At 61.8% G+C, this 22,801-nt stretch carries 20 protein-coding genes; 5 read left to right on the top strand and 15 right to left on the bottom strand.

All coding sequences use genetic code 11. From position 1 onward, the window contains the following. Nucleotides 1-86: 86 nt before the first annotated feature. A complete protein-coding gene (locus IB254_RS15715; RefSeq protein ID WP_192417983.1) occupies nucleotides 87-995 on the bottom strand; it encodes a LysR substrate-binding domain-containing protein in 909 nt (302 codons plus the stop codon). A gap of 105 nt (nucleotides 996-1,100) precedes the next feature. On the opposite strand from IB254_RS15715, the gene IB254_RS15710 reads away from it, so the two are divergent. The 4 genes from IB254_RS15710 (at nucleotide 1,101) to IB254_RS15695 (ending at nucleotide 5,078) form a co-directional block, all read left to right on the top strand. After that, entirely contained in the window at nucleotides 1,101-1,967 is an 867-nt protein-coding gene (locus IB254_RS15710) for a pirin family protein (RefSeq protein WP_192417982.1), read from the top strand. 92 nt (nucleotides 1,968-2,059) lie between these two features. After that, nucleotides 2,060-2,743 (top strand): isochorismatase family protein, encoded by a 684-nt coding sequence (locus IB254_RS15705; RefSeq protein WP_008032355.1) that lies wholly within the window; start codon nucleotides 2,060-2,062, stop codon nucleotides 2,741-2,743. A gap of 56 nt (nucleotides 2,744-2,799) precedes the next feature. Further along, the gene (ycaC, locus tag IB254_RS15700) at nucleotides 2,800-3,426 is read left to right on the top strand and encodes an isochorismate family cysteine hydrolase YcaC (RefSeq protein ID WP_008032356.1); all 627 of its coding nucleotides are present in this window, start codon (nucleotides 2,800-2,802) and stop codon (nucleotides 3,424-3,426) included. A gap of 209 nt (nucleotides 3,427-3,635) precedes the next feature. Then, on the top strand, nucleotides 3,636-5,078 hold the full coding sequence (locus tag IB254_RS15695) for a mechanosensitive ion channel domain-containing protein (RefSeq protein WP_192228888.1): 1,443 nt from the start codon (nucleotides 3,636-3,638) through the stop codon (nucleotides 5,076-5,078). A 138-nt stretch (nucleotides 5,079-5,216) separates the two neighbouring features. Here the strand turns inward: IB254_RS15695 and IB254_RS15690 are convergent, their stop codons facing one another. From IB254_RS15690 to IB254_RS15680, 3 genes are all read right to left on the bottom strand, one after another. Further along, nucleotides 5,217-7,646, bottom strand: a complete 2,430-nt coding sequence (locus tag IB254_RS15690; protein WP_192417981.1) for a TonB-dependent receptor — start codon at nucleotides 7,644-7,646, stop codon at nucleotides 5,217-5,219. Nucleotides 7,647-7,747: 101 nt separating this feature from the next. After that, nucleotides 7,748-8,707, bottom strand: a complete 960-nt coding sequence (locus IB254_RS15685; RefSeq protein ID WP_192417980.1) for a FecR domain-containing protein — start codon at nucleotides 8,705-8,707, stop codon at nucleotides 7,748-7,750. Beyond that, nucleotides 8,707-9,213, bottom strand: a complete 507-nt coding sequence (locus tag IB254_RS15680; protein WP_192417979.1) for a sigma-70 family RNA polymerase sigma factor — start codon at nucleotides 9,211-9,213, stop codon at nucleotides 8,707-8,709. Before IB254_RS15680 ends, IB254_RS15685 begins: the two co-directional genes overlap by 1 nt. Nucleotides 9,214-9,517: 304 nt before the next feature. On the opposite strand from IB254_RS15680, the gene IB254_RS15675 reads away from it, so the two are divergent. After that, nucleotides 9,518-9,958, top strand: a complete 441-nt coding sequence (locus IB254_RS15675; protein ID WP_008040019.1) for a carboxymuconolactone decarboxylase family protein — start codon at nucleotides 9,518-9,520, stop codon at nucleotides 9,956-9,958. On the opposite strand, the gene IB254_RS15670 is transcribed toward IB254_RS15675, so the two are convergent. The 11 genes from IB254_RS15670 to paaA form a co-directional block, all read right to left on the bottom strand. Further along, nucleotides 9,959-11,551, bottom strand: coding sequence for a DHA2 family efflux MFS transporter permease subunit (locus tag IB254_RS15670; RefSeq protein ID WP_008040021.1), 1,593 nt, complete (start codon nucleotides 11,549-11,551; stop codon nucleotides 9,959-9,961). Beyond that, a complete protein-coding gene (locus tag IB254_RS15665) occupies nucleotides 11,548-12,669 on the bottom strand; it encodes an HlyD family secretion protein (RefSeq protein ID WP_192417978.1) in 1,122 nt (373 codons plus the stop codon). Before IB254_RS15665 ends, IB254_RS15670 begins: the two co-directional genes overlap by 4 nt. A 433-nt stretch (nucleotides 12,670-13,102) precedes the next feature. Further along, nucleotides 13,103-15,157, bottom strand: a complete 2,055-nt coding sequence (gene paaZ, locus IB254_RS15660) for a phenylacetic acid degradation bifunctional protein PaaZ (RefSeq protein ID WP_008044141.1) — start codon at nucleotides 15,155-15,157, stop codon at nucleotides 13,103-13,105. 58 nt (nucleotides 15,158-15,215) lie between these two features. Further along, the gene (locus tag IB254_RS15655; protein WP_192417977.1) at nucleotides 15,216-16,469 is read right to left on the bottom strand and encodes an OprD family porin; all 1,254 of its coding nucleotides are present in this window, start codon (nucleotides 16,467-16,469) and stop codon (nucleotides 15,216-15,218) included. Between the two features lie 32 nt (nucleotides 16,470-16,501). Further along, entirely contained in the window at nucleotides 16,502-18,148 is a 1,647-nt protein-coding gene (locus IB254_RS15650) for a cation acetate symporter (RefSeq protein ID WP_008032374.1), read from the bottom strand. Beyond that, a complete protein-coding gene (locus IB254_RS15645) occupies nucleotides 18,145-18,453 on the bottom strand; it encodes a DUF485 domain-containing protein (RefSeq protein ID WP_008032377.1) in 309 nt (102 codons plus the stop codon). Before IB254_RS15645 ends, IB254_RS15650 begins: the two co-directional genes overlap by 4 nt. A gap of 289 nt (nucleotides 18,454-18,742) precedes the next feature. Next, nucleotides 18,743-19,819 (bottom strand): 1,2-phenylacetyl-CoA epoxidase subunit PaaE, encoded by a 1,077-nt coding sequence (gene paaE, locus IB254_RS15640; RefSeq protein WP_008032379.1) that lies wholly within the window; start codon nucleotides 19,817-19,819, stop codon nucleotides 18,743-18,745. 33 nt (nucleotides 19,820-19,852) lie between these two features. Then, a complete protein-coding gene (gene paaD / locus IB254_RS15635) occupies nucleotides 19,853-20,386 on the bottom strand; it encodes a 1,2-phenylacetyl-CoA epoxidase subunit PaaD (protein WP_192417976.1) in 534 nt (177 codons plus the stop codon). After that, entirely contained in the window at nucleotides 20,373-21,134 is a 762-nt protein-coding gene (gene paaC / locus IB254_RS15630; protein WP_008032384.1) for a 1,2-phenylacetyl-CoA epoxidase subunit PaaC, read from the bottom strand. The genes paaD and paaC overlap by 14 nt, the downstream gene beginning before the upstream one ends. A gap of 8 nt (nucleotides 21,135-21,142) precedes the next feature. Beyond that, nucleotides 21,143-21,424, bottom strand: a complete 282-nt coding sequence (gene paaB, locus IB254_RS15625) for a 1,2-phenylacetyl-CoA epoxidase subunit PaaB (protein WP_007943393.1) — start codon at nucleotides 21,422-21,424, stop codon at nucleotides 21,143-21,145. 28 nt (nucleotides 21,425-21,452) lie between these two features. Beyond that, nucleotides 21,453-22,442 carry a 1,2-phenylacetyl-CoA epoxidase subunit PaaA gene (gene paaA / locus IB254_RS15620; RefSeq protein WP_008032385.1) on the bottom strand — a complete coding sequence of 330 codons (990 nt, stop codon included), beginning with the start codon at nucleotides 22,440-22,442 and terminating at the stop codon, nucleotides 21,453-21,455. Nucleotides 22,443-22,801 lie beyond the last annotated feature (359 nt).

Raw genomic sequence — 22,801 nt, 5'->3', positions numbered from 1 at the left:
GCAGCCAGTCTGACACCCCGCGGAGCTCTCACGTTTTTCGCGAGCAAGCTCACTCCTACAGGTTCGTCCGTGTCGGCAAAAAAGGGCTAGGCGATGTCGCTGTGGGTGAATTCCTCTCCCAGAAAATCGATCAACGCCCGTACCGACGGCAGCAACCCACGGCGAGAGGGGAAGATCGCATGGACGATCCCGCACTTGGGCGCCCAGCCCGGCACCAGTTCGACGAGGCGTCCTGCGGCAATGTCATCGCGCACCACCACGCTGGGCAGGTGCGCGACGCCAATCCCCGCGAGCACCGCGTGACGCAGGGCCAGCAAGTCATCGGTGACCATGCGCGGCGCGTGTCGGATCAGCGCGCTGGCGCCGTTCGCACCGAACAATTCCCACTGATATTCACGCTGCGCCGCGCCCCAGTGCACGCTGGGCAAACCGCTGAGGTCGGCCGGGGAGGCGGGCGTCGACAAGCGTTCGGCAAAGGCCGGGCTGCCCACCAGGCATTGGGTGCTGTTGCCCAGCACCTTCATCACCATGTCGGTGTTCTCCAGCGGCGGAAAGCGCACGCGCAAGGCAATGTCGAAACCCTCATGGATCAGGTCGACCCGGCGGTTGGTGCTCTCGATGAACAACTCCACCAACGGGTATTTGAGCATGTAGCGGGTCAGCATCGGCCCGACCCAGGAGTTGAGCAACGCGGTCGGGCAACTGATGCGCACCAGGCCTTGCGGTTCGGAGCGGTTGCGTTCGATCAGTTCGGCGGCGCTTTCCGCTTCCACGCGCATGGCCAGGCAGCGCTGGTAATAGGCCTGGCCGATTTCGGTCAGCGAACAATGTCGGCTGGTGCGGTGCAACAGACGCACACCGAGGCGCTCTTCAAGTTCGGCGATGCGTCGGCTGAGCTTCGATTTGGGCATGTCCAGCGCCCGCCCGGCCGCAGCGAAACCCTGATGTTCCACCACTTGGGTGAAGTAGTAGAGGGTGTTTAGGTCTTCCACCATCGTTCTCCATATAGAACGCTAAGGCTGATTTTTGCAGTCTAGCGCACCAAAGGGTTCGGTTTTAAGCTTTGTCCATCGCGTCAAACCACAGATTTCGGAGGCAGCATGAAAAACATCATCGGCATCTACACGAGCCCTCGGACCCATTGGGTCGGCGACGGTTTTCCGGTTCGTACGCTGTTTTCCTACGACAACCTGGGCAAACACATCAGCCCGTTTTTACTGCTGGATCACGCCGGCCCTGCTGAGTTCACCCCGACCACCGAGCGTCGTGGCGTTGGTCAGCATCCGCACCGCGGTTTCGAAACCGTGACTATCGTTTACAAGGGCGAACTGGAGCACCGCGACTCCACCGGCAGCGGCGGCAAGATCGGCCCGGGCGATGTGCAATGGATGACCGCCGCCTCGGGGATTCTCCACGAAGAGTTCCACTCCGAAGGCTTCGCCAAAACCGGCGGCACCCTGGAAATGGTCCAGCTGTGGGTCAACCTGCCGGCCAAAGACAAAATGGCCGACGCCGGTTACCAGACGATTCTCGACGGTGATATTCCGAGCATCCCGCTCAAGGACGAGGCCGGCAGCCTGCGCCTGATCGCCGGCGAATTCGACGGCCACACCGGCCCGGCGCGGACATTCACCCCGGTCGATGTCTGGGACTTGCGCCTCAACGGCGGCAAGTTGCTGACCCTCGATCTGCATGAAGGTCGCAACACCGCACTGGTGGTCCTGCGTGGCACGGTTCAGGTCAACGGCCTGGAGCTGGTGCGCGAAGGGCAGTTGGCGTTGTTCGAACGCAATGGCCATCAGATCAGTCTGGAAGCCAATAACGACGCCGTCGTGTTGCTGCTCAGCGGCGAGCCGATCGACGAACCCATCGTTGGCCACGGCCCGTTCGTGATGAACAGCGAGCAAGAGATTCACCAGGCCTTTGCTGACTTCCAGTCCGGTCGGTTCGGCCGGATGCACGGTTAACCCTACAGGTTCAACAACCCGCTCTACACAGGATGCGTAGGCCGGTTCCGGGGCCAGGGATGGCTGTTGCCTGAAATAAAGAGGAGACGCACATGAGTACCGTTAACGCGGCCAACTTCAATGGCCAAAAACCGACCATCGATCCCAACGACAGCGCGATGCTGTTGATCGACCACCAGAGCGGATTGTTCCAGATCGTCAAGGACATGGACGTACCGCAACTGCGCGCCAACGCCATTGCCCTGGCCAAAGCCGCGACACTGCTGAAGATGCCGGTGATCACCACCGCTTCCGTACCGCAAGGACCGAACGGACCGTTGATTCCGGAAATCCACGAAGCCGCGCCGCATGCTCAATACGTGGCGCGCAAAGGTGAAATCAACGCCTGGGACAATGCCGAGTTTCACGCGGCAGTCAAAGCCACCGGCAAGAAAACCCTGGTGATCGCCGGCACCCTGACCAGCGTATGCCTGGCGTTCCCGTCCATTGCGGCGGTGCATGAAGGCTACAAAGTGTTTGCCGTGGTCGATGCTTCCGGCAACCACTCGAAACTGGCCACTGATCTGACGATTGCCCGTTTGGCACAAGCCGGGGTGGTGCCGATCGACATCATGGCTACGCTCTCTGAGCTGCAAGGCTCGTGGAACCGTCCGGACGCCGAGCAGTGGGCGGCTGTCTACGCCCAGGCCATGCCGCATTATCAATTGCTGATCGAGAGTTACCTCAAGGCCCAGCAAGTGGCGAACGAACACGAAGTGCTGGATTCCCAGCGCTAACCGGGTACCCCACGCCGATTTCCACTCGGCATCGATAACACGCGAGGACTACTGAAATGACTACTTCTTACAAACGTCTCGACAAGGATAACGCCGCCGTTCTGTTGGTGGATCATCAGGCGGGCCTGCTGTCTCTGGTGCGGGACATTGAACCGGACCGTTTCAAGAACAACGTGCTGGCCCTGGCCGACCTGGCCAAGTACTTCAAATTGCCGACCATCCTCACCACCAGTTTCGAAACCGGCCCCAACGGCCCGCTGGTGCCCGAGCTCAAAGCGCTGTTTCCGGATGCGCCTTACATTGCCCGTCCTGGCCAGATCAATGCCTGGGACAACGAAGACTTCGTCAAGGCGATCAAGGCCACCGGCAAGAAGCAACTGATCATCGCCGGCGTGGTGACCGAGGTGTGCGTGGCATTCCCGGCGCTGTCGGCACTGGCGGAAGGTTTTGACGTGTTTGTGGTGACGGACGCTTCCGGCACGTTCAACGAGCTGACCCGCCAATCGGCCTGGGACCGCATGTCGTCCTCCGGCGCGCAATTGATGACCTGGTTCGGCCTGGCCTGCGAGCTGCATCGCGACTGGCGCAACGACGTGGAAGGCCTGGCGACCCTGTTCTCCAACCACATCCCGGACTACCGCAACCTGATGACCAGCTACAACACGCTGACCAATAGCAAATAATCACTGACACACATCACCCCTGTAGGAGCCGGCTTGCTGCGGGCGGCGTTCCGACGATAGCGGTAGAGCAGTCAACAATTGAGTGACTGTCAGACCGCCATCGTCGGAACGCCGCCCGCAGCAAGCCGGCTCCTACAGGTTTTTGTGTTGTTCTCAAGCCTGCGTTTGCTCCTACACTGTGCCCATCCGTACATGGCTGGAGTTGCTTGATGCTGTCACTGCTTACCAATCACCCGCTGGTCTGTGCCCTGATCCTGATCATCATCGATCTGGGGCTGTGGCGCTTGATCAGTGCCAGTGGCAGCAACTGGAAACTGTTGGTGCGGCTGCTGATTTTCACGTTGTTCAGCATCCTGTTGTTCAACGAAGGCCTGAACCCTCTGGAACCCGCGCCCTGGGCGGACAACGTGCCGTTGCACCTGGCGGCGACCGGTTTGCAGATTGGCTGGTGGCTGTTCGGCGCGCGCACCCTGACGGTGTTGATCGGCGCTGGGATGATGCAACGGGTCGGGCACACCGGTCGCCTGCTCCAGGATTTGCTCGGCGCGGTGATTTTCCTGATCGCGATCATCGCGGCCCTGGCGTATGTGCTCGACCTGCCGGTCAAAGGCGTGCTGGCGACGTCCGGCGCGTTGGCGATCATCGTCGGCCTGGCGTTGCAAAGCACCCTCAGCGACGTGTTCTCCGGGATCGTCCTCAACACCACCAAACCCTATCAACTGGATGACTGGATCTCCATCGACGGCACCGAAGGTCGGGTCACCGACATCGATTGGCGCGCCACGCGCCTGCAAACGTCCCAGGGCAGCATGGCGGTGATCCCCAACTCGCTGGCGGCCAAGGCCAAGATCATCAACTTCAGCCGGCCGAGCGATATTTTCGGCGTGTCGATCAGCTTGCAGTTGAGCCCGCACGCACGTCCGCAAACGGTGATCGATGCGCTGGAGCGGGCGATGGAGGGGTGCCGATACCTGCTGGCCAAGCCGGCGCCGTGTGTCGCGCTCAAAGGTTCGAGCGCCACCGGCGTGGAGTACGAAATCAGCGGCTTTGTGGTCTCGATGGACCAGAAGCGCATGGTGCGCAATCTGCTGTTCGATCTGGCGTTCCGGCACTTGCAAGCGTCGGGCGTGAGCCTGTTGTCCAGCGTCGAATCGAATGCACCGGTGAACCTGTCGCGGCCACGGGCGTTGCTGGAAAGCTCGGCGATTTTTTCGACTCTGCGTCAGGAAGAAAAAGAAACCTTCAGCCAGCACATGACCCTGCAAAACTTCCGCGCCGGGGAAATGATCCTGCCGGCGGGGGAGGTCAGCGATCATCTGTTCATCATCGAATCCGGCGTGGTCTCGGTGGCGCTGAGCCGCGCCGGGGGCAAGTTCGAGTCCGGGCGCATGGGGCCGGGCGAGGTGATCGGCGAGGGCGGGATCTTGTCGGACACGGCGCTGCCGGCGGACTTCAGCGCCAAGACCGCCTGCAGCCTGTACCGGATCGAAAAGGATTACCTCAAACCGTGCCTGGATGCGCGGCATGACATCGGCGAAGCGATGAAGGCGTTGCTGGATTTCCGTTTGCACAAGGCACAGACGTTGACCCAGGAAACGCCGAAGGTGGTGGAGAAGAAGGGGTTTTTGCAGTGGTTGCGCAGTCGGGCTTAGCGATCCGGGTTGGATGGCCGCTACGCGGATCGCTGGCAAGCCAGCTCCTACAGGATGGATGCAAGGCTCGGGTCACACGGCCCCTGTAGGAGCTGGCTTGCCGGCGATGGCGGTAGCCGGCTCACTGCAAATTCCGGATCAGAAATCCAGCGTCGCCGACACCTTCAGCGTCCGCGGCGTGCCCTGCGTCAGGTACCCGCCATTCGCCGAGGCCCAATACGCCTTGTTCGCTACGTTCTCCAGATTGGCGCGCAAGGTGATGTACTTCTCGTCCATCTTGAAGGCATACCGCGACCCCACATCAAAGCGGTTCCACGCCGGAATGCTCTGGGTGTTGGCGGCGTTCAGGTATTGCCCGCCGGTGCGCAGCATCCGCGCACTGAGCGCCGCGCCTTCGATCCCCGGAACGTCCCAATCCGCCCCGACGTTGAGTTGAAAACGCGGTACGCCGACAGCGCGGTTGCCGTCGTTGACCCCGTTGGTGCTGCCTTCGATTTCGGTCTTCATCAGCGTCGCACCGCTCAGCAGGCGCAGGCCATCAAGCGGCTCGCCATAGACGTTCAACTCCACGCCTTTGTTTTGCTGCTCGCCATCGACCCGGAAGATCCCGTCCTGGGTGTAGCTCGACGGTTGTTCGATGCGGTACACGCCCAGGCTCGCGCCATAGGTGTCCATGTCCAGGCGCACGCCGGCTTCGATTTGCTTGCTGCGCACCGGGGCGAAGGTTTCGTCGCGGTTGATCGCGCTGGTCGGCGGCGTGGGCCCCTTGGCCAGGCCTTCGATGCGGTTGGCGTAGAACGAAACGTGTTCCCACGGCTTGATCACCAGGCCATAGACCGGCGTGCTGATCGACTCTTCATAACTTGAAGTGCGCGCGCCGGTGGTGGTGTTCCAGCCGTCGACGTTGAGCGTCTGGCGCCGTACGCCGAGGGTGAGCAAGACGCGATCATCGATGAAACCCAGGGTGTCGGACACCGCGGCGCTGCGCAGGGTGTTCTTGCCGACGATGCGCGGATCGTGAATGTCGCTGGCAAACGATGTGGGGCTTGGGCGCGGTTTGTCAGTGACGTCGTAGAGGTTGGTGCTATAGCGCGTGGCGGCGCCTATGGTTTCGAACGCCGAGCGTTGCTGGCCCCAGATACCCGCGAGGCCCAGGTTCAATTGGTGACTGATCGGCCCGGTGTTCAAGTGGCCGTTGAGGCCGGTCATCAGGCTTTTGTTGTCCTCATCGTGAGGCGAGTAGAGCATGCCGCCCCGGGCATTGCCGTTGAGGTCGGTGACGGTCAGCGACGAATACACGCCGTTCTCCCGTGTGTGTTTGGCGCCGCCGGACAGATAGGCGGTCCAGTTGTCACTGAGGTCATACTCGGCGCGGGCCATGCCGAAGGTGTCTTCCAGTTGCGAGTAGCTCCAGCTCTGTGCGTAACCGGCGTTGGCATCCGGCACCTTGGGCGCTTTGCTCAAGGTCGAATCGACATAGATCACCGAGCGGCCCTGATTGATCACCTGTTTCTGATAGCCCAGGTCCGTCGACACCCGCAGGCGATCACCTCGGTAGTCCAGGCCGACGCTGATCAGCGACGAGCGACGGTCTTCGTCATCGACGGCGGTGGCGCCTTCGCGTTGCAACAGATTGACCCGCGCGCCGAATCGGTTGTCTTCACCAAAGCGCTGGCCCAGGTCCAGATGCCCGCCGACCCGGCCATCGTCACTGTAATCGAGAGTGACGCTGCGGGTCGGCACATCGTTGGCGCGTTTGGGTTGCAGGTTGACGCCACCGCCAATCCCGCTGCCGCTGGGTGTAACACCATTCACAAAAGCGTTCGGTCCCTTGAACAACTCGACCCGTTCCAGCGCTTCGGTGGCGATGATCTGCCGGGGCAGGATGCCGTAAAGACCGTTATAGGAAATGTCATCGGACAGCAGCGGCAAACCGCGGATCACGAACACCTGGGAGAAGTTGCCAAAGCCGGCGGACTGCCGCACCGAAGCGTCGTTGAGCAACACATCACCCACGGTCTGCGCTTGCTGGTCGGCGATGGTTTTGGCGGTGTAGCTGGTGACACTGAAGGGCAGGTCTTTCAAGGCCTGGTTACCGAGCATGCCGATCTGCGCAACCTTGGCGACCTGACCGCCACCGTAGGTGTCCGCGTTGTCGTCGCGCAGGGCGCTGACGCTGGTGGCGCCCAGCTCCAGCGCACCGTTGGCAGCGACTCGCGGCGCCACGGTGTAACCGTTTCCGCCCGTGCTGATCAACTCGAAACCGCTGCCCTCAAGCAATTGCGCGAAGCCCGATTGCCCGCTGTAGTTGCCTTGCAATCCCGGACTCTGGCGATTGCCCAGTTGCGCCGGATCGAACGACAACGGCACGCCGACCGCCACGGCGAATTGCGCCAGAGTATGACTGAGCAAGCCCGGCCCTATATCGACGTTGCGGCTGGCACTTTCGCTGACGGTGTCAGCGGCATGGCTGTTGATCGGCAGCAACGCGGTAAAGGCCAGGGCAATGCTCAGGCTCAGGGCCTTGAGCGGGAAATCGGCGGGGCGGTGCAGCGGTGTTGAAGTCATTCGGCGTTCCTGTCGAGCGCGTGGAATTGAAGAGGTCTATCCACACACCGAACGAAACGCGGAAAGGTATCAGGGGACTGTGAAATAGTTTTTCAGCGCGCTCAGGCCCGCGGCTCGACCGACAGCCAGTAGCGGGTCAGGCTGCTGATTTTCAGTGGCAGCGTATCGCTGAGCAGACGCAGGCTGGCATCGGTGTCACGCAGGGAAAACGCCCCCGACACCCGCAACCCCGCGACATCCGCATGACAACGCAACACGCCGGGGCGATAGCGGCTCAATTCGCCGAGCAATTCGTCCAGGCGCATATTGCTCGCCAGCAACATGCCCTTGTCCCAGGCCAGGGCGCTGGTGTCGAAAGGTTCGAGCGCATCGAGGCGATTGAGCTTGAAGCTCTGGCGCTCACCGGCCTTGAGGGTCGTGCTCTGCTGGAGCAACTGCGGCGTGACTTCCACCAGCCCTTCGAGCACCGACACCTGGCTTCGCGAGCCAGTGATGCGCACGCAAAACCGCGTACCCAGCGCACGGGCGATGCCTTGCGGGGTTTCGACGATAAAGGGCCGGGCGCCGGGGTCCTTGGCGGTGCTGATCAACACTTCGCCATCCAGCAGCACCACTCGGCGTTCACGCGGGGTAAAGGCAATGTCCACCGCACTTTCGGTGTTGAGCAGCACCTGACTGCCATCGGGGAGTTGCAGGTTTTTCTGTTCGCCCACTGCCGTGCGCTGATCGGCGGTCCATTGTTGCCAGGACACGTGTTGTGAGGCGATGCCCAAGGGGCCGGCCATCAGCAGCAAGCCAATACGCGTGAGGGTCTGGCGGCGGCTCAAGCCATCCTTGCGTGCCGCTCGCTGCAGGGTCTGGATGGCCAGGTTGGCCGGCACGCTGCGAAATTCTCCGAGCAGCGCTTCGGCCCGTTGCCAGGCCAGCGCATGCTCGGCACTGCGATTGCGCCATTGGGCAATGGCGTGATGGTCGGACGGCGTCGCGCTGCCTGAATGCAACTGCACCAGCCAGTCGGCGGCTTCGCCGAGAATGTGCGGGTTGATCATCGACGAATTCATCAGGCGACACTCAGGCAGGTAATGAACGCGGTGCGCATGTGCCGTTTGACGGTGATCAGCGACACATTCAGGCGTGCGGCGATCTGGTTGTAGGTCAGCCCTTCGATCTGTGACAGCAGGAAGGTTTCGCGAGTGATGGCCGGCAATTCGCGCAGCAGCGCTTCGATGCGCATCAGGGTTTCGAGAATCAGCAGGCGGGTTTCCGGTGATGGCACCTCTGTGGCCGGAAGGTGGGCAATGGTCTCCAGATAAGCGCGCTCGATGTCCTGTCGACGCCAGCGATCAATCACCAGGCCCTTGGCGATGTGCGTCAGCAATGCCCGGGGCTCGCTGCCCCATGGCTTGACGACTTGCCGGGTCAGCAAACGCAGGAACGTATCGTGGGCCAGGTCCGCCGCGTCGCAGCGATTGCCGAGTTTTCGCTGCAGCCATCCCTGCAGCCAACCGTGGTGTTCGCTGTAGAGGGTATGGATTTGCTGGTTCAAAGGCTGGTCGGCTGACGACATGGGGGACTGATACTCTTTTCCGGCGTCCTGGCCTGATGCAATTAAGAATTGATCGCATTCTAGTGGCGAGGACCGAGTGCTGGCAATCAGCCCGACAGACTATTTTTGGCCCCCCTGTAGGAGCCGGCTTGCTGGCGATAGCATCACCTCACTCATCAATTTGCTCCGAGTTGCCCGCATCGCCAGCAAGCCGGCTCCTACAAGGGGGGGCGGCGGTCTACTCGACTTCTGAGAAATTGGATATTCCAGCAGCCGGCCTGCGGGACTAACTTAGCTCCACCCCCACTTGCTCCTGGAGCCTGCCATGAAACCTCGTATCGATTTCTACACCGCGTCCCCTGATGCCCTCAAAGCCATGATCGCCTTGGAAACCGCCGTTTCGAAGCTGCCGCTGGAAAAGACTCTGATCGAACTGGTCAAGCTGCGTGCATCGCAAATCAACGGCTGCGCCTTCTGCATCGACATGCACACCGCCGATGCGATCAAGGGCGGCGAAACCCCGCGTCGCCTGTTTGCCGTGACCGCCTGGCGCGAGGCCCCGTTCTTCACCGAGCGCGAACGTGCTGCGTTGCTCTGGACCGAATCCCTGACCCAACTGAGCCTGACCCATGCTCCGGACGAAGATTACGAAGTGGTCGCTGCGCAGTTCAGCCCCAAGGAAATGGTCGACCTGACCGTGGCGATTTCCACCATCAACAGCTGGAATCGTCTGGCCGTAGGCTTCCGTAAAACGCCTCAGGCCTGATCAGTGAGCGTCCGCTGACGGCGCGGCCGGTGGTTGCACCTTGCGCATCAAGGGCACCATCGCCGTGGCGATGATGAAGCAGACCATGATCATCAGAAACGCATCGCCGTAGGTTTGCGTCTGCGCTTCGCGGTAGGTCAGCAGCCATAACTGGTGCAGGCTGGCGGTGACACCCGCATCACCGCTTTGGCCGAGCGTGGCGAAGTTGTTGCCGACCTGGGACAGCCATTGATTCAGGGCTTCGTTGGTGCTGTTGAGGTTTTCCGCCAATCGTGTGAAGTGCAGGTTGGTGCGGTCATTGAGGATCGTCGCACAGGCCGCGATGCCAATGGCTCCGCCGAGGTTGCGCATCAGGTTGAACAGCCCGGAAGCGTGTTTGAGTCGCGCCGGTGCCAGGCCGCCGAGGGTCAAGGTGACCGCTGGCGGCACCGCCAGTTGCTGGGCAATTCCGCGCAGCGCTTGCGGCAGCATCAATTCCTTGCCTCCCCAGTCATGGGTGATCGGGCTGAAATCCCACATCGACAAAGCGAACAACCCAAGGCCGGTCATCATGACCCAGCGCAGATCGATGCGGTTGGCCAGAAAGGCGTACAGCGGAATCGCCATGATCTGGAACACCCCGGTGGAGAAAACCGCCAGACCAATGTCCAGCGCGCCATAACCCCGCACCCGACCGAGAAACAGCGGCGTCAGGTAAATCGTGGCAAACAGGCCGATCCCGGTGACAAACGAGAAGAAGCAGCCGAGGGCGAAGTTGCGGTCTTTGAGGGCGCGCAAATCGACGATCGGGTTGGCCACGTGCAAGGTCCGCCCGATGAACGCCAGGCCTGCCAGGCCGCTGATCCAGGCGGTGGTCAGAATCGTGCGGTCACTGAACCAGTTCCAGCGCGGGCCTTCTTCAAGGGTGTATTCCAGGCAGCCGAGAAACAGCGCCAGAAACACCATGCTCAAATAGTCGGCGCCCTTGAGCAGCGACAGTTCCGGCTGATCGATTTTCACCAGCATCGGCACCGCCACCGCAACAAAAATCCCCGGCACCAGGTTGATGTAGAACAGCCAGTGCCAGGAGGACACGTCGGTAATCCAGCCACCAATCACTGGCCCCAGTGTCGGTGCCAATGACGCCACCGCGCCGATGGTCGCGGCGGCGATCACCCGTTGTTTGCCGGTGAAGAAAAAGAATGCCGTGGTGAACACCAGCGGGATCATCGAGCCGCCAAGAAACCCTTGCAGGGCGCGGAAGGCGATCATGCTCTGAATGTTCCAGGCCGCGCCACAGAGCAGGCTGGCCAGGGTGAAACCCACCGCGGATGCGCAGAACAGCCAGCGGGTCGAGAACACGCGGGAGAGCCAGCCGGACAGCGGAATCACGATGATTTCGGCGATCAGGTAGCTGGTCTGTACCCACGCCGTTTCATCAGTGCCCGCCGACAACCCGCCGCCGATATCGCGCAACGAAGCCGAGACGATCTGGATATCCAGCAGGGCAATGAACATGCCGATGCACATGGTGGCGAAGGCGAACACCTTGGTCGCCGTCGCCATGTTCGCGGCGTTGAACGGCTGCGCGGGGGCGGCGAGGGCGCGGCTCATGGCGCGCTGGCCACGGCAGGCGTTTCAGGCTCCTTGCGTGTGTCGACTTCAGCGGTCACCGACAGGCCGGGACGCAGATGCCCGAGCACGCCGTCGGCGGGATCGAGCACGATCCGCACCGGCACTCGCTGCACGATTTTGGTGAAGTTGCCGGTGGCGTTTTCCGGTGGCAACACGCTGAACTGCGAACCGCTGGCTGGCGCGAGGCTGTCGAGGTGCCCGTGGAATACCTGCCCGGAGAGCACGTCGGCGTGAATGATCACCGGTTGGCCCGGTGTCATGTGCGCCAGTTGGTCTTCCTTGAAGTTGGCATCGACCCACAGCCCGCTGGCCGGCACCACCGACAACTGCTGCGAACCGGCCTGCGCATACGCACCGACCCGCGCCCGGCGATTGCCGATCACGCCATCCATCGGTGCGCGCAACTCGGTGTAGCCGACGTTCAATTGCGCCAGGTCTCGTTCGGCCTTGGCCTGCATCAGCGCGGCACGTGCTTGCTGTTTCTGAGTGTCGATCACGTTCAATTGGCGTTGCGCTGCCAGCAGTTCAGCCTGGGCTCGAGCGCTCAAGGCCTGGGCGGTCTTGAAGGTGGCGTCGGCCCGTTGCGCACTTTCCACGGAGACAGCGTTGCTACCGACCAGGCGTTTGTAGCGTGCATTGTCGTCCCGTGAGCGGGCCGTTTCAGCGCCGGCGGCATCGATCCCCGCACGGGCCTGACCGATCACCGCGTGTTGCAGTTGCTCAGTGGCGTCGAGGTTGGACAGCAAGGCTTCTTGCGCGGCCACCGCGCCTTCGGCCTTGGCCAGGTTGGCGCGGTAGTCACGGGAATCGAGGCGGATCAACACATCGCCGGCCTTCACTTTCTGGTTGTCGCTGACCAGCACTTCTTCGATGTAACCCGCGACCTTCGGCCCGATCACCGTCACGTCGCCGCCAATGTAGGCATCGTCGGTTTCTTCGATGAAACGCCCGGCGGTCCACCAATGGGCGGCGTAAAGGCCTGAAAATACCAGGGCAGCAATGGCCAGCGTCAGCAGGATCAGGCGCTTGAGCAGGGGAGGCTTGGGCGTGCTCACCGCAACGGCAACGTCGGGTTCAAGGCTGGGCATGCTGGTCATGGAGGATTACCTGTGGGAATCGGCGTTTAATTACGTGCGTAATATGACGCATGTAATATTTGGTCGCAATTAATTTCTGCTGCCGATCGTCAGGTGCTTATTTTCACCAATGGCCAGGGGTGATGCCGGTCATGTCCTTGAAGAAGGCAATAAACGCACCGTCACAGGCAAAAACCAGTGCGAAGGCGCTGTAACAGGAATTCGCAGTATCCCCTTGCAGGAGCCGGCTTGCTGGCGATGGGGCCCTTGGATGTGCATCGATCATGCGGACGCCATCGCCAGCAAGCCGGCTCCTACAGTGGATCGATGTGAACGTTGAAACCGGAGCTCACACAAAACCCTTGTAGGAGCCGGCTTGCTGGCGATGGGGCCTTTGGATTGGCATCGATCATGCGGACGCCATCGCCGGCAAGCCAGCGCCTACAGGACTGCGTTAATCCTCGCGTTTGACGACCAAAGTGAGGATGTCGTAACTGGCGACCAGTTCACCCAGCTGGTTGGTGACTTCCACGTCCCACGCCACCACGCCCTGCGGAATGCCCTGCGGGCTCTTTTTGCCCTGATCGATTTTACGTTTGCAGGTCAGGCGCGCCTGGATGGTGTCGCCGATGCCCACCGGGTTGATGAAGCGCAACGTATCCAGGCCGTAGTTGGCCAGCACCGGGCCCGGTGCCGGGGAGACGAACAGACCGGCCGCCGCCGACAGCACGAAGTAGCCGTGGGCGATGCGTTTGCCGAATTGCGATTCCTTGGCGGCGATCTCGTCGAAGTGCATGTAGAAGTGATCGCCGGACAGGCAACCGAAGTTCACCAGATCGGCCTCGGTCACGGTGCGACGGTGGGTCAGCAGCGACTCGCCGATCTGCAGGTCCTGGAAGAACCGGCGGAACGGATGTACTTCAGTCTCGATGACCTTGGCACCGCGCACGTATTCGCCGGTGACGGCAGCGAGCATGGTCGGCGAGCCTTGCACTGCGGCGCGTTGCAGGTAGTGTTTCACTGCGCGTAGGCCACCGAGCTCTTCACCGCCACCGGCACGACCCGGCCCGCCATGCTTGAGTTGTGGCAGGGGCGAACCGTGGCCGGTGGATTCGGCGGCGGATTCGCGGTCCAGCACCAGCAAGCGACCGTGCCAGGCTGCCGCGACAGGAATGGCTTTGGCCGCGATCTGCGGATCCTTGGTGATCAGGCTCGCCACCAGGCTGCCTTTACCGCGTGCGGCCAGGACCAGTGCTTCGTCGAGGTCGTCGTAGGCCATCAGCGTGCTGACCGGGCCGAACGCTTCGATGTCGTGCGCGCCGCCTTCAGCGTGCGGGTCGCGGGCCTGCAACAGGGTCGGCGCGAAGAACGCACCCTGGCTGACGTTTTCGCCACGCGGTTCAAAACCGTCGCGAGCGCCAAACAGCATGTCGCTGCTTTGCAGCAGGCTTTCCAGACGCTCGGCGACGTCCTTTTGCTGATCGTGAGAGGCCAGTGCCCCCATGCGCACGCCTTCCACCGACGGGTCGCCGACCACGACTTTCTTCAGGCGGTCGCGCAAACGGGTCGCGACGGCATCGATGTGTTTGGCCGGCACGATGGCGCGGCGGATGGCGGTGCATTTCTGCCCGGCCTTGGTGGTCATTTCCCGTGCGACTTCCTTGATGAACAGCTCGAACTCTTCGTCGTCCGGGGTCACGTCCGGGGCGAGGATCGCGCAGTTCAGCGAGTCTGCTTCGGCGTTGAACGGCACCGAATTGCGGATCAGGTTCGGATTGACGCGCAACTTGGCTGCGGTGTCGGCGGAACCGGTGAACGTCACCACGTCCTGGCCTTGCAGGCGGTCGAGCAAGTCACCGGTGCTGCCGATGATCAGTTGCAGGCTGCCCGCCGGCAGCAAGCCGGATTCGTCCATCAGCCGCACCACGGCTTCGGTCAGGTAGCTGGTGGCGCTGGCCGGTTTGACGATGCATGGCATGCCGGCGAGAAAGCTCGGCGCGAACTTTTCCAGCATGCCCCAGATCGGGAAGTTGAACGCATTGATGTGCACCGCCAGACCACCGCGCGGCACCAGAATGTGCGTGCCGGCGAAGGTGCCGAGCTTGCTCAGCTGCATCGCCGGGCCTTCGTGGACGATGTTGCCCGACGGCAGTTCCCGCGAGCCGAGGCTGGCGTAGGTGAACAGCGTGCTGTTGCCGCCCTCGATATCGATCCAGCTGTCGGCGCGGGTGGCGCCGCTGTGGTGGGAGATCGCGTAAAGCTGTTCCTTGCGTTCGCTCAGGTACAAGGCCAGTGCCTTGAGGCGTTGCGCCCGTTGCTGGAAGTCCAGCGCCATCAAGCCGCTGATGCCTTGGCGACGACCGTGCTCGACGGCTTCGGCGAAGTCCGGGCGTTCCTCGTGGGTGCGTGCAATCTCGTGGCCGTCGATGGCGCTGCGCAGCACCTGGGCACCGTGTTGGCCGATCCAGCGACCGGCGATGAAACTTTGCAGGGTAGGGGCGTGAGACATCACGATTCCTCCAGGTTGTGAAAGGTGTTGGCGCGGCGGTAACCGCGCCCTTCAGGGATTACCAAAGCGCCACGGTGTAACCGACGATCAGCCGGTTTTCATCGAGGGCGGTGTTCAGGCCATTGCCGGAGCGGAAGGTCACGTTGCGCCAGCGCAGGCTGACGTCCTTGAAAACGCCGCTCTGGATGACGTAACTGATGTCGGTGTCGCGCTCGCGCTCACGACCGTTGTCGACGGTGCCGGCCTTGACGTGGCGACCGTCGGTGTAGCGGGTCATGAAGGTCAGACCGGGAATGCCCTGCGCCGCGAAGTCATAGTCGTAACGCAACTGCCAGGAGTCCTCGTCGGCGCGGGTGTAGGTGTTGAAGGTCACCAGGTTGACCACGTACGGATCGCCGCCGTTGAGGAACGGAAAGGCACTGTCGCCGGACAACTGCTGGTACGTGGCACTGACCTTGTGGGCACCGTGGGACACAGTGAACATGCTGTTGAAGTTGCGGTTGTCGATACGCCCGGCGCGCTCGGCGCCATCGCCCCGGCTGTCGAAATAGCGCAAGTCGCTGCGCAGATTGAAACCGTTGCCCAGCGGCTGGGTATGCACCAACCCGACAAATTGCTGGCGATAAATCTGATCGAGCTTGCCGTAGTAGTAGCTCAGGTTCAGTTGCGGACTGAACGCGTAGCTGCCGCCGGCAAAGTCGAAGTGATCACTGCTGGCGGCGGCGTAACCGATGTCATCGTTGCTGGAGGAATCCCGCAGGTTGGCCTTGGTCAGGCGCCCGGTATTCAGCGTCAGGCCACTGATTTCCTGGCTGGTCAGCAAACCGCCTTCGAAGGTCGAACCGAGCAGGCGGGTGTCGTTGTAGGTCGCCACCGGCAGCAGGGGTTGCAGGGTGCCGAGCTTCAACACGCTTTTCGACACCCGCACCTTGCCGGTCAGCCCCAACTCGCTGAACTCGTCCGCCGGCTCATGGCTTTTCGGACCGAAGGGCAGCAGCCCGGTGCCACGGCGATCCGGGCTGGAGTCGAGTTTCAATCCCAGCTCCCCCAACGCATCGAGACCGAAGCCTAAAGTGCCGTCGGTGAACCCGGACTCGATGCGCGCGGTGAAACCCTGCGCCCATTCTTCAGCCTTGGATTGCGCCGCGTTGTCCTGGCGGAAATCGCGATTGATGTAGTGATTGCGCATTTCAATGCGGGCCTTGCTGTCGTCGATGAAGTCGGCCATGGCGCTGGGGGCGACCATGGGCAGGCTCAATGCGGCGGCCAGCGAAAACAGTGATTCGTAGGGTGCAGAACGTGCGGGCTTCATTGTTTTTATTCCCTGCCATCAGTCGGTCGTGATTAGTGCTTGCTGGCGCCGGAGGCACCGATGCCGGTCATCGAACGGATGAACTGCGCCAGGTAGCGGCCGCGCTCAAGGGCCGCTCGCGGCGAGGTGTCGGTGACCGAAAACAGCCAGGCACTGAAAAACGCGAGGCTCATGGAAAACAGCGCCGGGTTGGAGTACGGGAACAGCGCCTTGTCGTGATGCAACACGTTGACCCACACCGCCGGGCTCAGCACCAGCAGGACAATCGCCGAGACCAGCCCCGTCAGGCTGCCGGTGACCGCGCCGCGAGTGGTCAGGCCTTTCCAGTACATCGAAAGGAACAGCACCGGGAAATTCACCGACGCGGCGATGGCCAGCACCAGGCCGGAAAGGAACGCAATATTCTGCGATTCGAACAGCAGGCCGAGGATGATCGCCAGCACGCCGATGCACAGCGTGGCAATGCGCGACACGCGGATTTCCTGCTGCTCGGTGGCCTGGCCCTTGCGCATAACGCAGGCATACAAATCGTGGGACACCGCCGAGGCACCGGACAACGCCAGGCCTGCAACCACCGCCAGAATGGTGGCGAACGCGACTGCCGAGATGAAGCCGAGGAACAGGTTGCCGCCCACGGCTTGCGCCAGGTGCACGGCGATCATGTTGCCGCCGCCGATGATCGCGCCGCTGGCATCGCGGAACGCAGGATCGGTGCCGACCATGACGATGGCGCCGAAGCCGACGATGATCAGCAGCAAGTAGAAGTAGCCGATGAAACCGGTGGCGTAGAACACGCTTTTACGCGCTTCCTTGGCATCGCTGACGGTGAAGAAACGCATCAGGATATGCGGCAGGCCGGCGGTGCCGAACATCATGCCCAGCCCCAGCGAGATCGCATCGATCGGGTTCGACAGCAAACCACCGGGCGCCATGATCGCGCTGCCCTTGGCGTGCACGGCAGTGGCGCCGGCGAACATCGCTTCGGTGCTGAAACCGAAATGCTTGAGCACCATGAACGCCATGAACGTGGTGCCGAACAGCAGCATCACCGCTTTGATGATCTGCACCCAGGTGGTGGCGAGCATGCCGCCGAAGGTCACGTAGAACACCATCAACACACCGACCAGCATCACCGCGTAGAGGTAGTCGATGCCGAACAGCAACTCGATCAATTTGCCGGCACCGACCATCTGCGCCACCAGGTACATCAACGCGACAGTCAGGGTGCCGAACGCCGAGGTCAGGCGCACCGGGGTTTGCTCCAGGCGATAAGAGACCACGTCGGCGAACGTATATTTGCCGAGGTTGCGCAGGCGCTCAGCGATCAGGAACAGGATGATCGGCCAGCCCGCCAACACGCCCAGGGCGTAGAGCAAGCCGTCGTAGCCATTGAGAAACATCATCGCCGAGATGCCGAGGAAGGACGCCGCCGAGATCATGTCGCCGGCAATCGCCAGGCCGTTTTGGAAGCCAGTCATGCCACCGCCGGCGGTGTAGAAGTCGCTGGCGGAGCGGGTACGCAATGCGGCCCAACGCGTGACGCCGAGGGTGAACAGCACGAACACCAGGAACATGCCGATGGCGTTCCAGTTCAGTGGGCGGGACGCGCCGTCGGCGGCGACCGCGAAGTCGGTGACTGCTGCCAGCGGCAACAGGAACAACGCCAGGAGCCGGCTCATCGGGCGCACTCCTGTTTCAGCTTTTCGTTGAGCGGATCAATCACGTTGTTGGCGCGATAGACGTAGAAACCGGTCAGCGCGAAGGCCAACACCACAATCACCACACCGACCAGCATGCCCACCGAGGTCACGCCGCCGCTCAAGGATTGGCCGAGGGTGGCGGGGGAGAACGCCACCAGCAACACGAAGCCGAAATAGATCACCAGCATGATCAGCGACAGCGACCAGTACAGGTTTTGTTTGCGACGAACCAGCTGGATGAAATCGGGGTGCTGGCGGATGAGTTCTACGTCTGTGGGTGTCATGGCACGCTCTCTGTTGTTTTTGTTGTGGGGTGAAACGTGGTGTTTCGGCGTAATGCCTGCTGGAACCGGTTTTCTGTAGGAGCCGGCTTGCTGGCGATTGCGGCCTGATATTCACCGGTGATCTCAAGCGCCTCATCGCCAGCAAGCCGGCTCCTACAGAAACCGGATTCCGGCAGGCAGTACACGAAACCTGTAGGAGCTGGCTTGCCAGCGATGACGGTCTGAAGTTCGCGGTGATTTAACGGACCTCATCGCCGGCAAGCCGGCTCCTACAGGGTTTGTGTTGTTTTCAGAGTTGGTCGAAATCCAGGATGACTTTGTCGCTGACCGGATACGCCTGGCACGACAGCACGTAACCGGCAGCCACTTCGTAGTCTTCCAGGGCGTGGTTGCTGTCCATTTCCACTTCGCCTTCGATGACCTTGCATTTGCACGTCGAGCACACGCCGGCCTTGCACGAGTAAGGCAGTTCGGCGCCCTGGGCGTTGCCGGCATCGAGGATGCTCTGGCTGTTGCGCGGCAGGTCGAAGGCCAGAGCGCGGCCGTCGCTGATGACGGTGATCTGACTGACCGCCGCATCAACTTGCCGTGCAGCCTCGCGAGCCTCGCGTTTTTGCTGGCTGCCAGCGGCGGCGAACAGTTCGAAATGGATGCGCTCCGGTGCCATGCCCTTGGCCTTGAGGCTGTCGCGCACGGTTTCGGTCATCTCCTGCGGGCCACAGATGAATGCCGCATCGAGGGCTTTGACATCGAGCCAGCGGGAGAACAGTTGCTCGCATTTCTCGGCGTTGATCCGGCCGTTGTACAGGTCGACATCCTGCTGCTCGCGGCTGAACACGAAGATCAGGTTCAGACGCTGCAAGTAGCGGTTTTTCAAATCTTCGAGCTGTTCACGGAACAGCGCGCCGGAACTTGAACGGTTGCCGTACAGCAGCGTGACGCGGCTGTGCGGTTCGGTTTGCAGGGTGGTCTTGATGATCGACAGGATCGGCGTGATGCCGCTGCCCGCCGCCACGGCCAGGTAATGACCGTGGCGTTGTGGGTCGAGCTCGACGCAGAAGTGCCCGGCCGGCGGCATCACTTCCAGGCTGTGCCCGGCCTTGAGCTGCTCATTGGCGAATGCGGAGAAACGCCCGCCAGCCACACGCTTGATCGCGACGCGCAGTTCGCCGTCATTAACGCCGGTGCAAATCGAATACGAACGACGCACTTCTTCGCCATCCATCTGCGTGCGCATCACCAGGTGCTGGCCCTGGGTGAAGTGAAAACTGTCTTGCAGGTGCTGCGGAATATCGAAGGCGATGGACACCGCGTCACGGGTTTCGGCGCGCACGTCCTTGATGGTCAGGCTGTGAAATTTGCTCATTATTGTTCTCCAGCTGGGACGGCCGATCGCCGCTCAGATGCACTTGAAATAGTCGAACGGCTCGCGGCAATCGACGCAGCGGTACAACGCCTTGCACGCGGTGGAACCGAACTCGCTGAGCACTTCGGTGTGCGCGCTGCGGCATTGCGGGCAAACGATCACGGGGCTTTCGCCGAGCAGGCTGCGCTTGCTGGTGCTGCCGTCGGGCGGTGCGATGCCATAAGCGCGCAGGCGTTCGCGGCCGATGTCGGTGATCCAGTCGGTGGTCCACGCCGGGGTCAATTTGCGTTCCAGTTGCGGTGCCCTGAAGCCGGCAAGCTCCAGCGCATCGCGGATGTCGCTTTCGATCACCTCGGTGGCGGGGCAGCCGGAGTAGGTCGGCGTGACCACCACGTGCAAGTGACCGGCTTGCCAGTCGAGATCGCGCACGATGCCGAGGTCGACCACGCTGACCACCGGCACTTCCGGGTCCATGACCTGCGCCAGGGTCGCCCACGCGGCGGCCAGGTCGGTCGGTTGGGCCGGCCGGGCGCCGAGGTCGCTGGCGATCAGCTCACCAGGTTGCATCGGGGTACGCTCGTGGCAGGAATTGCATCTCCGCCAACAGGATGCCGAGGTGTTCGGTGTGCAGCCCCTTGCGCGCATTCAGGTAGAAATAGCTCGGCGCGGCAGGCACGGGCAGGGTGGCGCTGGCGAAAATCTCGTTGACCCTGGCTTGCCACGCGGCGGCGACGGTGGCGATGTCCGGGGTGATGCCGGCTTCGCACAGACGCTGTTCGCTGTCATCGGCGGCGATCAGTTCCACGGTAAAGCGCCAGACCTCAGGGATCGCTGCGAGCATGCGCTTGTGGCTTTCCTCGGTGCCGTCGCCCAGACGCTCGACCCACTCGCTGGAGCGGCGCAGGTGATAGGTGACTTCCTTTACGGCTTTGGCAGCGATCCCGGCGATGCGCTCATCGCTGGACTGGCTCAAACCTTTAAGCACTTCCAGGTGCCAGGCGTCATACAGGAACTGCTTGAGGATGGTCACCGCGTAATCGCCGTTGGGTTGTTCCACCAACAGCAGGTTGCGATAGGCGCGCTCATCGCGACGGAACGCCAGGTGATCGGCATCGCGATCGTCGCCCAGCAGTTCAGCGGCGTATTCCAGCCAGTTGCGCGCCTGGCCGACGAGGTCGAGGCCGACGTTCATCAGCGCCAGTTCTTCTTCCAGCGCCGGTGCCTTGCCGCACCATTGGCACAGGCGCTGGCCCTGGATCAGGGCGCTGTCGCCGAGGCGCAGCAGGTATTCGATCAGATCGGTGTTGTTATTCATGGTCGACCTCACATGTGCCCGACTTCGGCCGGCAGCTCGTAGAAGCTGGCATGGCGATAAACCTTGTCGTCCGACGGGTCGAACAGCGGGTCTTTTTCATCCGGCGACGAGGCGGTGATCAGTGCAGACGGCACGACCCACAGGCTCACGCCTTCGCTGCGACGGGTGTACAACTCACGCGCGTTCTCGATGGCCATGGTGGTGTCGGCGGCATGCACGCTGCCGACGTGCTTGTGGTTGAGGCCGTGCTTGCTGCGCACGAAGACTTCGAAAAGGGTCCATTCGGACATGGCGGTGTCTCCAGATCAGGTGGCCGAATCAGGCGGCGTTCTTGTTTTGTTTTTTGCGGGCGTGGGCAACTGCGGCTTCGCGGACCCAGGCGCCGTCTTCAATGGCTTTGCGACGGGTGGCGACGCGTTCCTGGTTGCACGGGCCGTTGCCCTTGAGCACTTCGTAGAACTCGCTCCACTGGATTTCACCGAAGTCGTAATGGCCGCGTTCGGCGTTCCACTTCAGGTCCGGATCAGGGCAGGTGCAACCGAGCAATTCGAGTTGCGGGATGGTCTGGTCGATGAAGCGCTGGCGCAGTTCGTCGTTGCTCTGGCGCTTGATTTTCCAGGCCATGGACTGGGCGCTGTTCGGCGAGTGTTCGTCGCTCGGGCCGAACATCATCAGCGACGGCCACCACAGGCGGTTGATCGCGTCCTGGACCATGTCTTTTTGCGCCTGATTGCCGTGGCGCATCATGGTCAGAAGGATTTCGTAGCCTTGGCGCTGGTGGAAACTTTCTTCCTTGCAGATGCGCACCATGGCCCGGGAGTAGGGGCCGTATGAGGTGCGTTGCAACACCACCTGATTGACGATCGCGGCGCCGTCCACCAGCCAGCCCACTGCGCCCATGTCGGCCCAGTTCAGGGTCGGGTAGTTGAAGATGCTCGAGTACTTGGCCTTGCCGCTGTGCAGCTTGGCGATTTCTTCGTCGCGGTCGGCGCCGAGGGTTTCCATGGCGCTGTACAGGTACAGGCCGTGGCCGGCTTCGTCCTGAATCTTGGCCATCAATTGCAGTTTGCGTTTGAGCGATGGCGCGCGGGTGACCCAATTGCCTTCGGGCAGCATGCCGACGATTTCCGAGTGGGCGTGCTGCGAGATCTGCCGGATCAGGGTCTGGCGATAGGCATCAGGCATCCAGTTTTTCGCTTCGATCTTGATTTCTGAATCGATTTTTTCCTGGAAAGCGCGTTCCTGTTCGGACATTTCCGACAGGTCCTTGATGCGCTTAACGCCGGTTTCTACAAGCTGTGCGTACATTGGGGGTCTCCCGCCTTGAATCTGATCGAGGGCATGGAGAACTTTATAAGCGATACAGAATTTAATATCAAACACAAAATATCGTGTCGTATGTTTTTTTGTATCGCTTTTGGGTGGGGTGTATATCCGTTTCTTCGGTAACGGCGGCTATTGGTTTCGCCCTTACGGCGAGTCACTTGCAAAAGCGGCAAGTAACCAAGCGCTCTTGCCCCTTTCGTTCGGTGCCTCGCTAAGGCTCGGCATGCCCTCGCTCCGGTCCTGCTCCGTGGGCCCGCCGCGATCGGCCATCCATGGCCGTGCGCGGCTAACCCGGCATCCATGCCGGGTTGCCCACTGCGCAGAACCTCCACTCGGCCTCT

It is taken from the genome of Pseudomonas sp. PDM03 (genome assembly GCF_014852385.1).
In the GTDB taxonomy this organism is placed as follows: Bacteria; Pseudomonadota; Gammaproteobacteria; order Pseudomonadales; family Pseudomonadaceae; genus Aquipseudomonas; species Aquipseudomonas migulae.
The sequence above is the reverse complement of the archived record's forward strand: the minus strand, read 5'-3'. Positions and strand labels throughout refer to the sequence as shown.

What these genes read in the sequence shown, in the direction of transcription:
- IB254_RS15695 (WP_192228888.1), top strand. Translation starts at nt 3,636, where the DNA reads ATGCTGTCACTGCTTACCAATCACCCGCTGGTCTGTGCCCTGATCCTG.
- IB254_RS15705 (WP_008032355.1), top strand. Translation starts at nt 2,060, where the DNA reads ATGAGTACCGTTAACGCGGCCAACTTCAATGGCCAAAAACCGACCATC.
- paaZ (WP_008044141.1), bottom strand. Translation starts at nt 15,157, where the DNA reads ATGTCTCACGCCCCTACCCTGCAAAGTTTCATCGCCGGTCGCTGGATC.
- paaE (WP_008032379.1), bottom strand. Translation starts at nt 19,819, where the DNA reads ATGAGCAAATTTCACAGCCTGACCATCAAGGACGTGCGCGCCGAAACC.
- IB254_RS15680 (WP_192417979.1), bottom strand. Translation starts at nt 9,213, where the DNA reads ATGTCGTCAGCCGACCAGCCTTTGAACCAGCAAATCCATACCCTCTAC.
- IB254_RS15650 (WP_008032374.1), bottom strand. Translation starts at nt 18,148, where the DNA reads ATGAGCCGGCTCCTGGCGTTGTTCCTGTTGCCGCTGGCAGCAGTCACC.
- IB254_RS15685 (WP_192417980.1), bottom strand. Translation starts at nt 8,707, where the DNA reads ATGAATTCGTCGATGATCAACCCGCACATTCTCGGCGAAGCCGCCGAC.
- IB254_RS15655 (WP_192417977.1), bottom strand. Translation starts at nt 16,469, where the DNA reads ATGAAGCCCGCACGTTCTGCACCCTACGAATCACTGTTTTCGCTGGCC.
- paaD (WP_192417976.1), bottom strand. Translation starts at nt 20,386, where the DNA reads ATGCAACCTGGTGAGCTGATCGCCAGCGACCTCGGCGCCCGGCCGGCC.
- IB254_RS15665 (WP_192417978.1), bottom strand. Translation starts at nt 12,669, where the DNA reads ATGACCAGCATGCCCAGCCTTGAACCCGACGTTGCCGTTGCGGTGAGC.
- paaB (WP_007943393.1), bottom strand. Translation starts at nt 21,424, where the DNA reads ATGTCCGAATGGACCCTTTTCGAAGTCTTCGTGCGCAGCAAGCACGGC.
- paaC (WP_008032384.1), bottom strand. Translation starts at nt 21,134, where the DNA reads ATGAATAACAACACCGATCTGATCGAATACCTGCTGCGCCTCGGCGAC.
- IB254_RS15645 (WP_008032377.1), bottom strand. Translation starts at nt 18,453, where the DNA reads ATGACACCCACAGACGTAGAACTCATCCGCCAGCACCCCGATTTCATC.
- IB254_RS15675 (WP_008040019.1), top strand. Translation starts at nt 9,518, where the DNA reads ATGAAACCTCGTATCGATTTCTACACCGCGTCCCCTGATGCCCTCAAA.
- IB254_RS15715 (WP_192417983.1), bottom strand. Translation starts at nt 995, where the DNA reads ATGGTGGAAGACCTAAACACCCTCTACTACTTCACCCAAGTGGTGGAA.
- IB254_RS15670 (WP_008040021.1), bottom strand. Translation starts at nt 11,551, where the DNA reads ATGAGCCGCGCCCTCGCCGCCCCCGCGCAGCCGTTCAACGCCGCGAAC.
- paaA (WP_008032385.1), bottom strand. Translation starts at nt 22,442, where the DNA reads ATGTACGCACAGCTTGTAGAAACCGGCGTTAAGCGCATCAAGGACCTG.
- ycaC (WP_008032356.1), top strand. Translation starts at nt 2,800, where the DNA reads ATGACTACTTCTTACAAACGTCTCGACAAGGATAACGCCGCCGTTCTG.
- IB254_RS15690 (WP_192417981.1), bottom strand. Translation starts at nt 7,646, where the DNA reads ATGACTTCAACACCGCTGCACCGCCCCGCCGATTTCCCGCTCAAGGCC.
- IB254_RS15710 (WP_192417982.1), top strand. Translation starts at nt 1,101, where the DNA reads ATGAAAAACATCATCGGCATCTACACGAGCCCTCGGACCCATTGGGTC.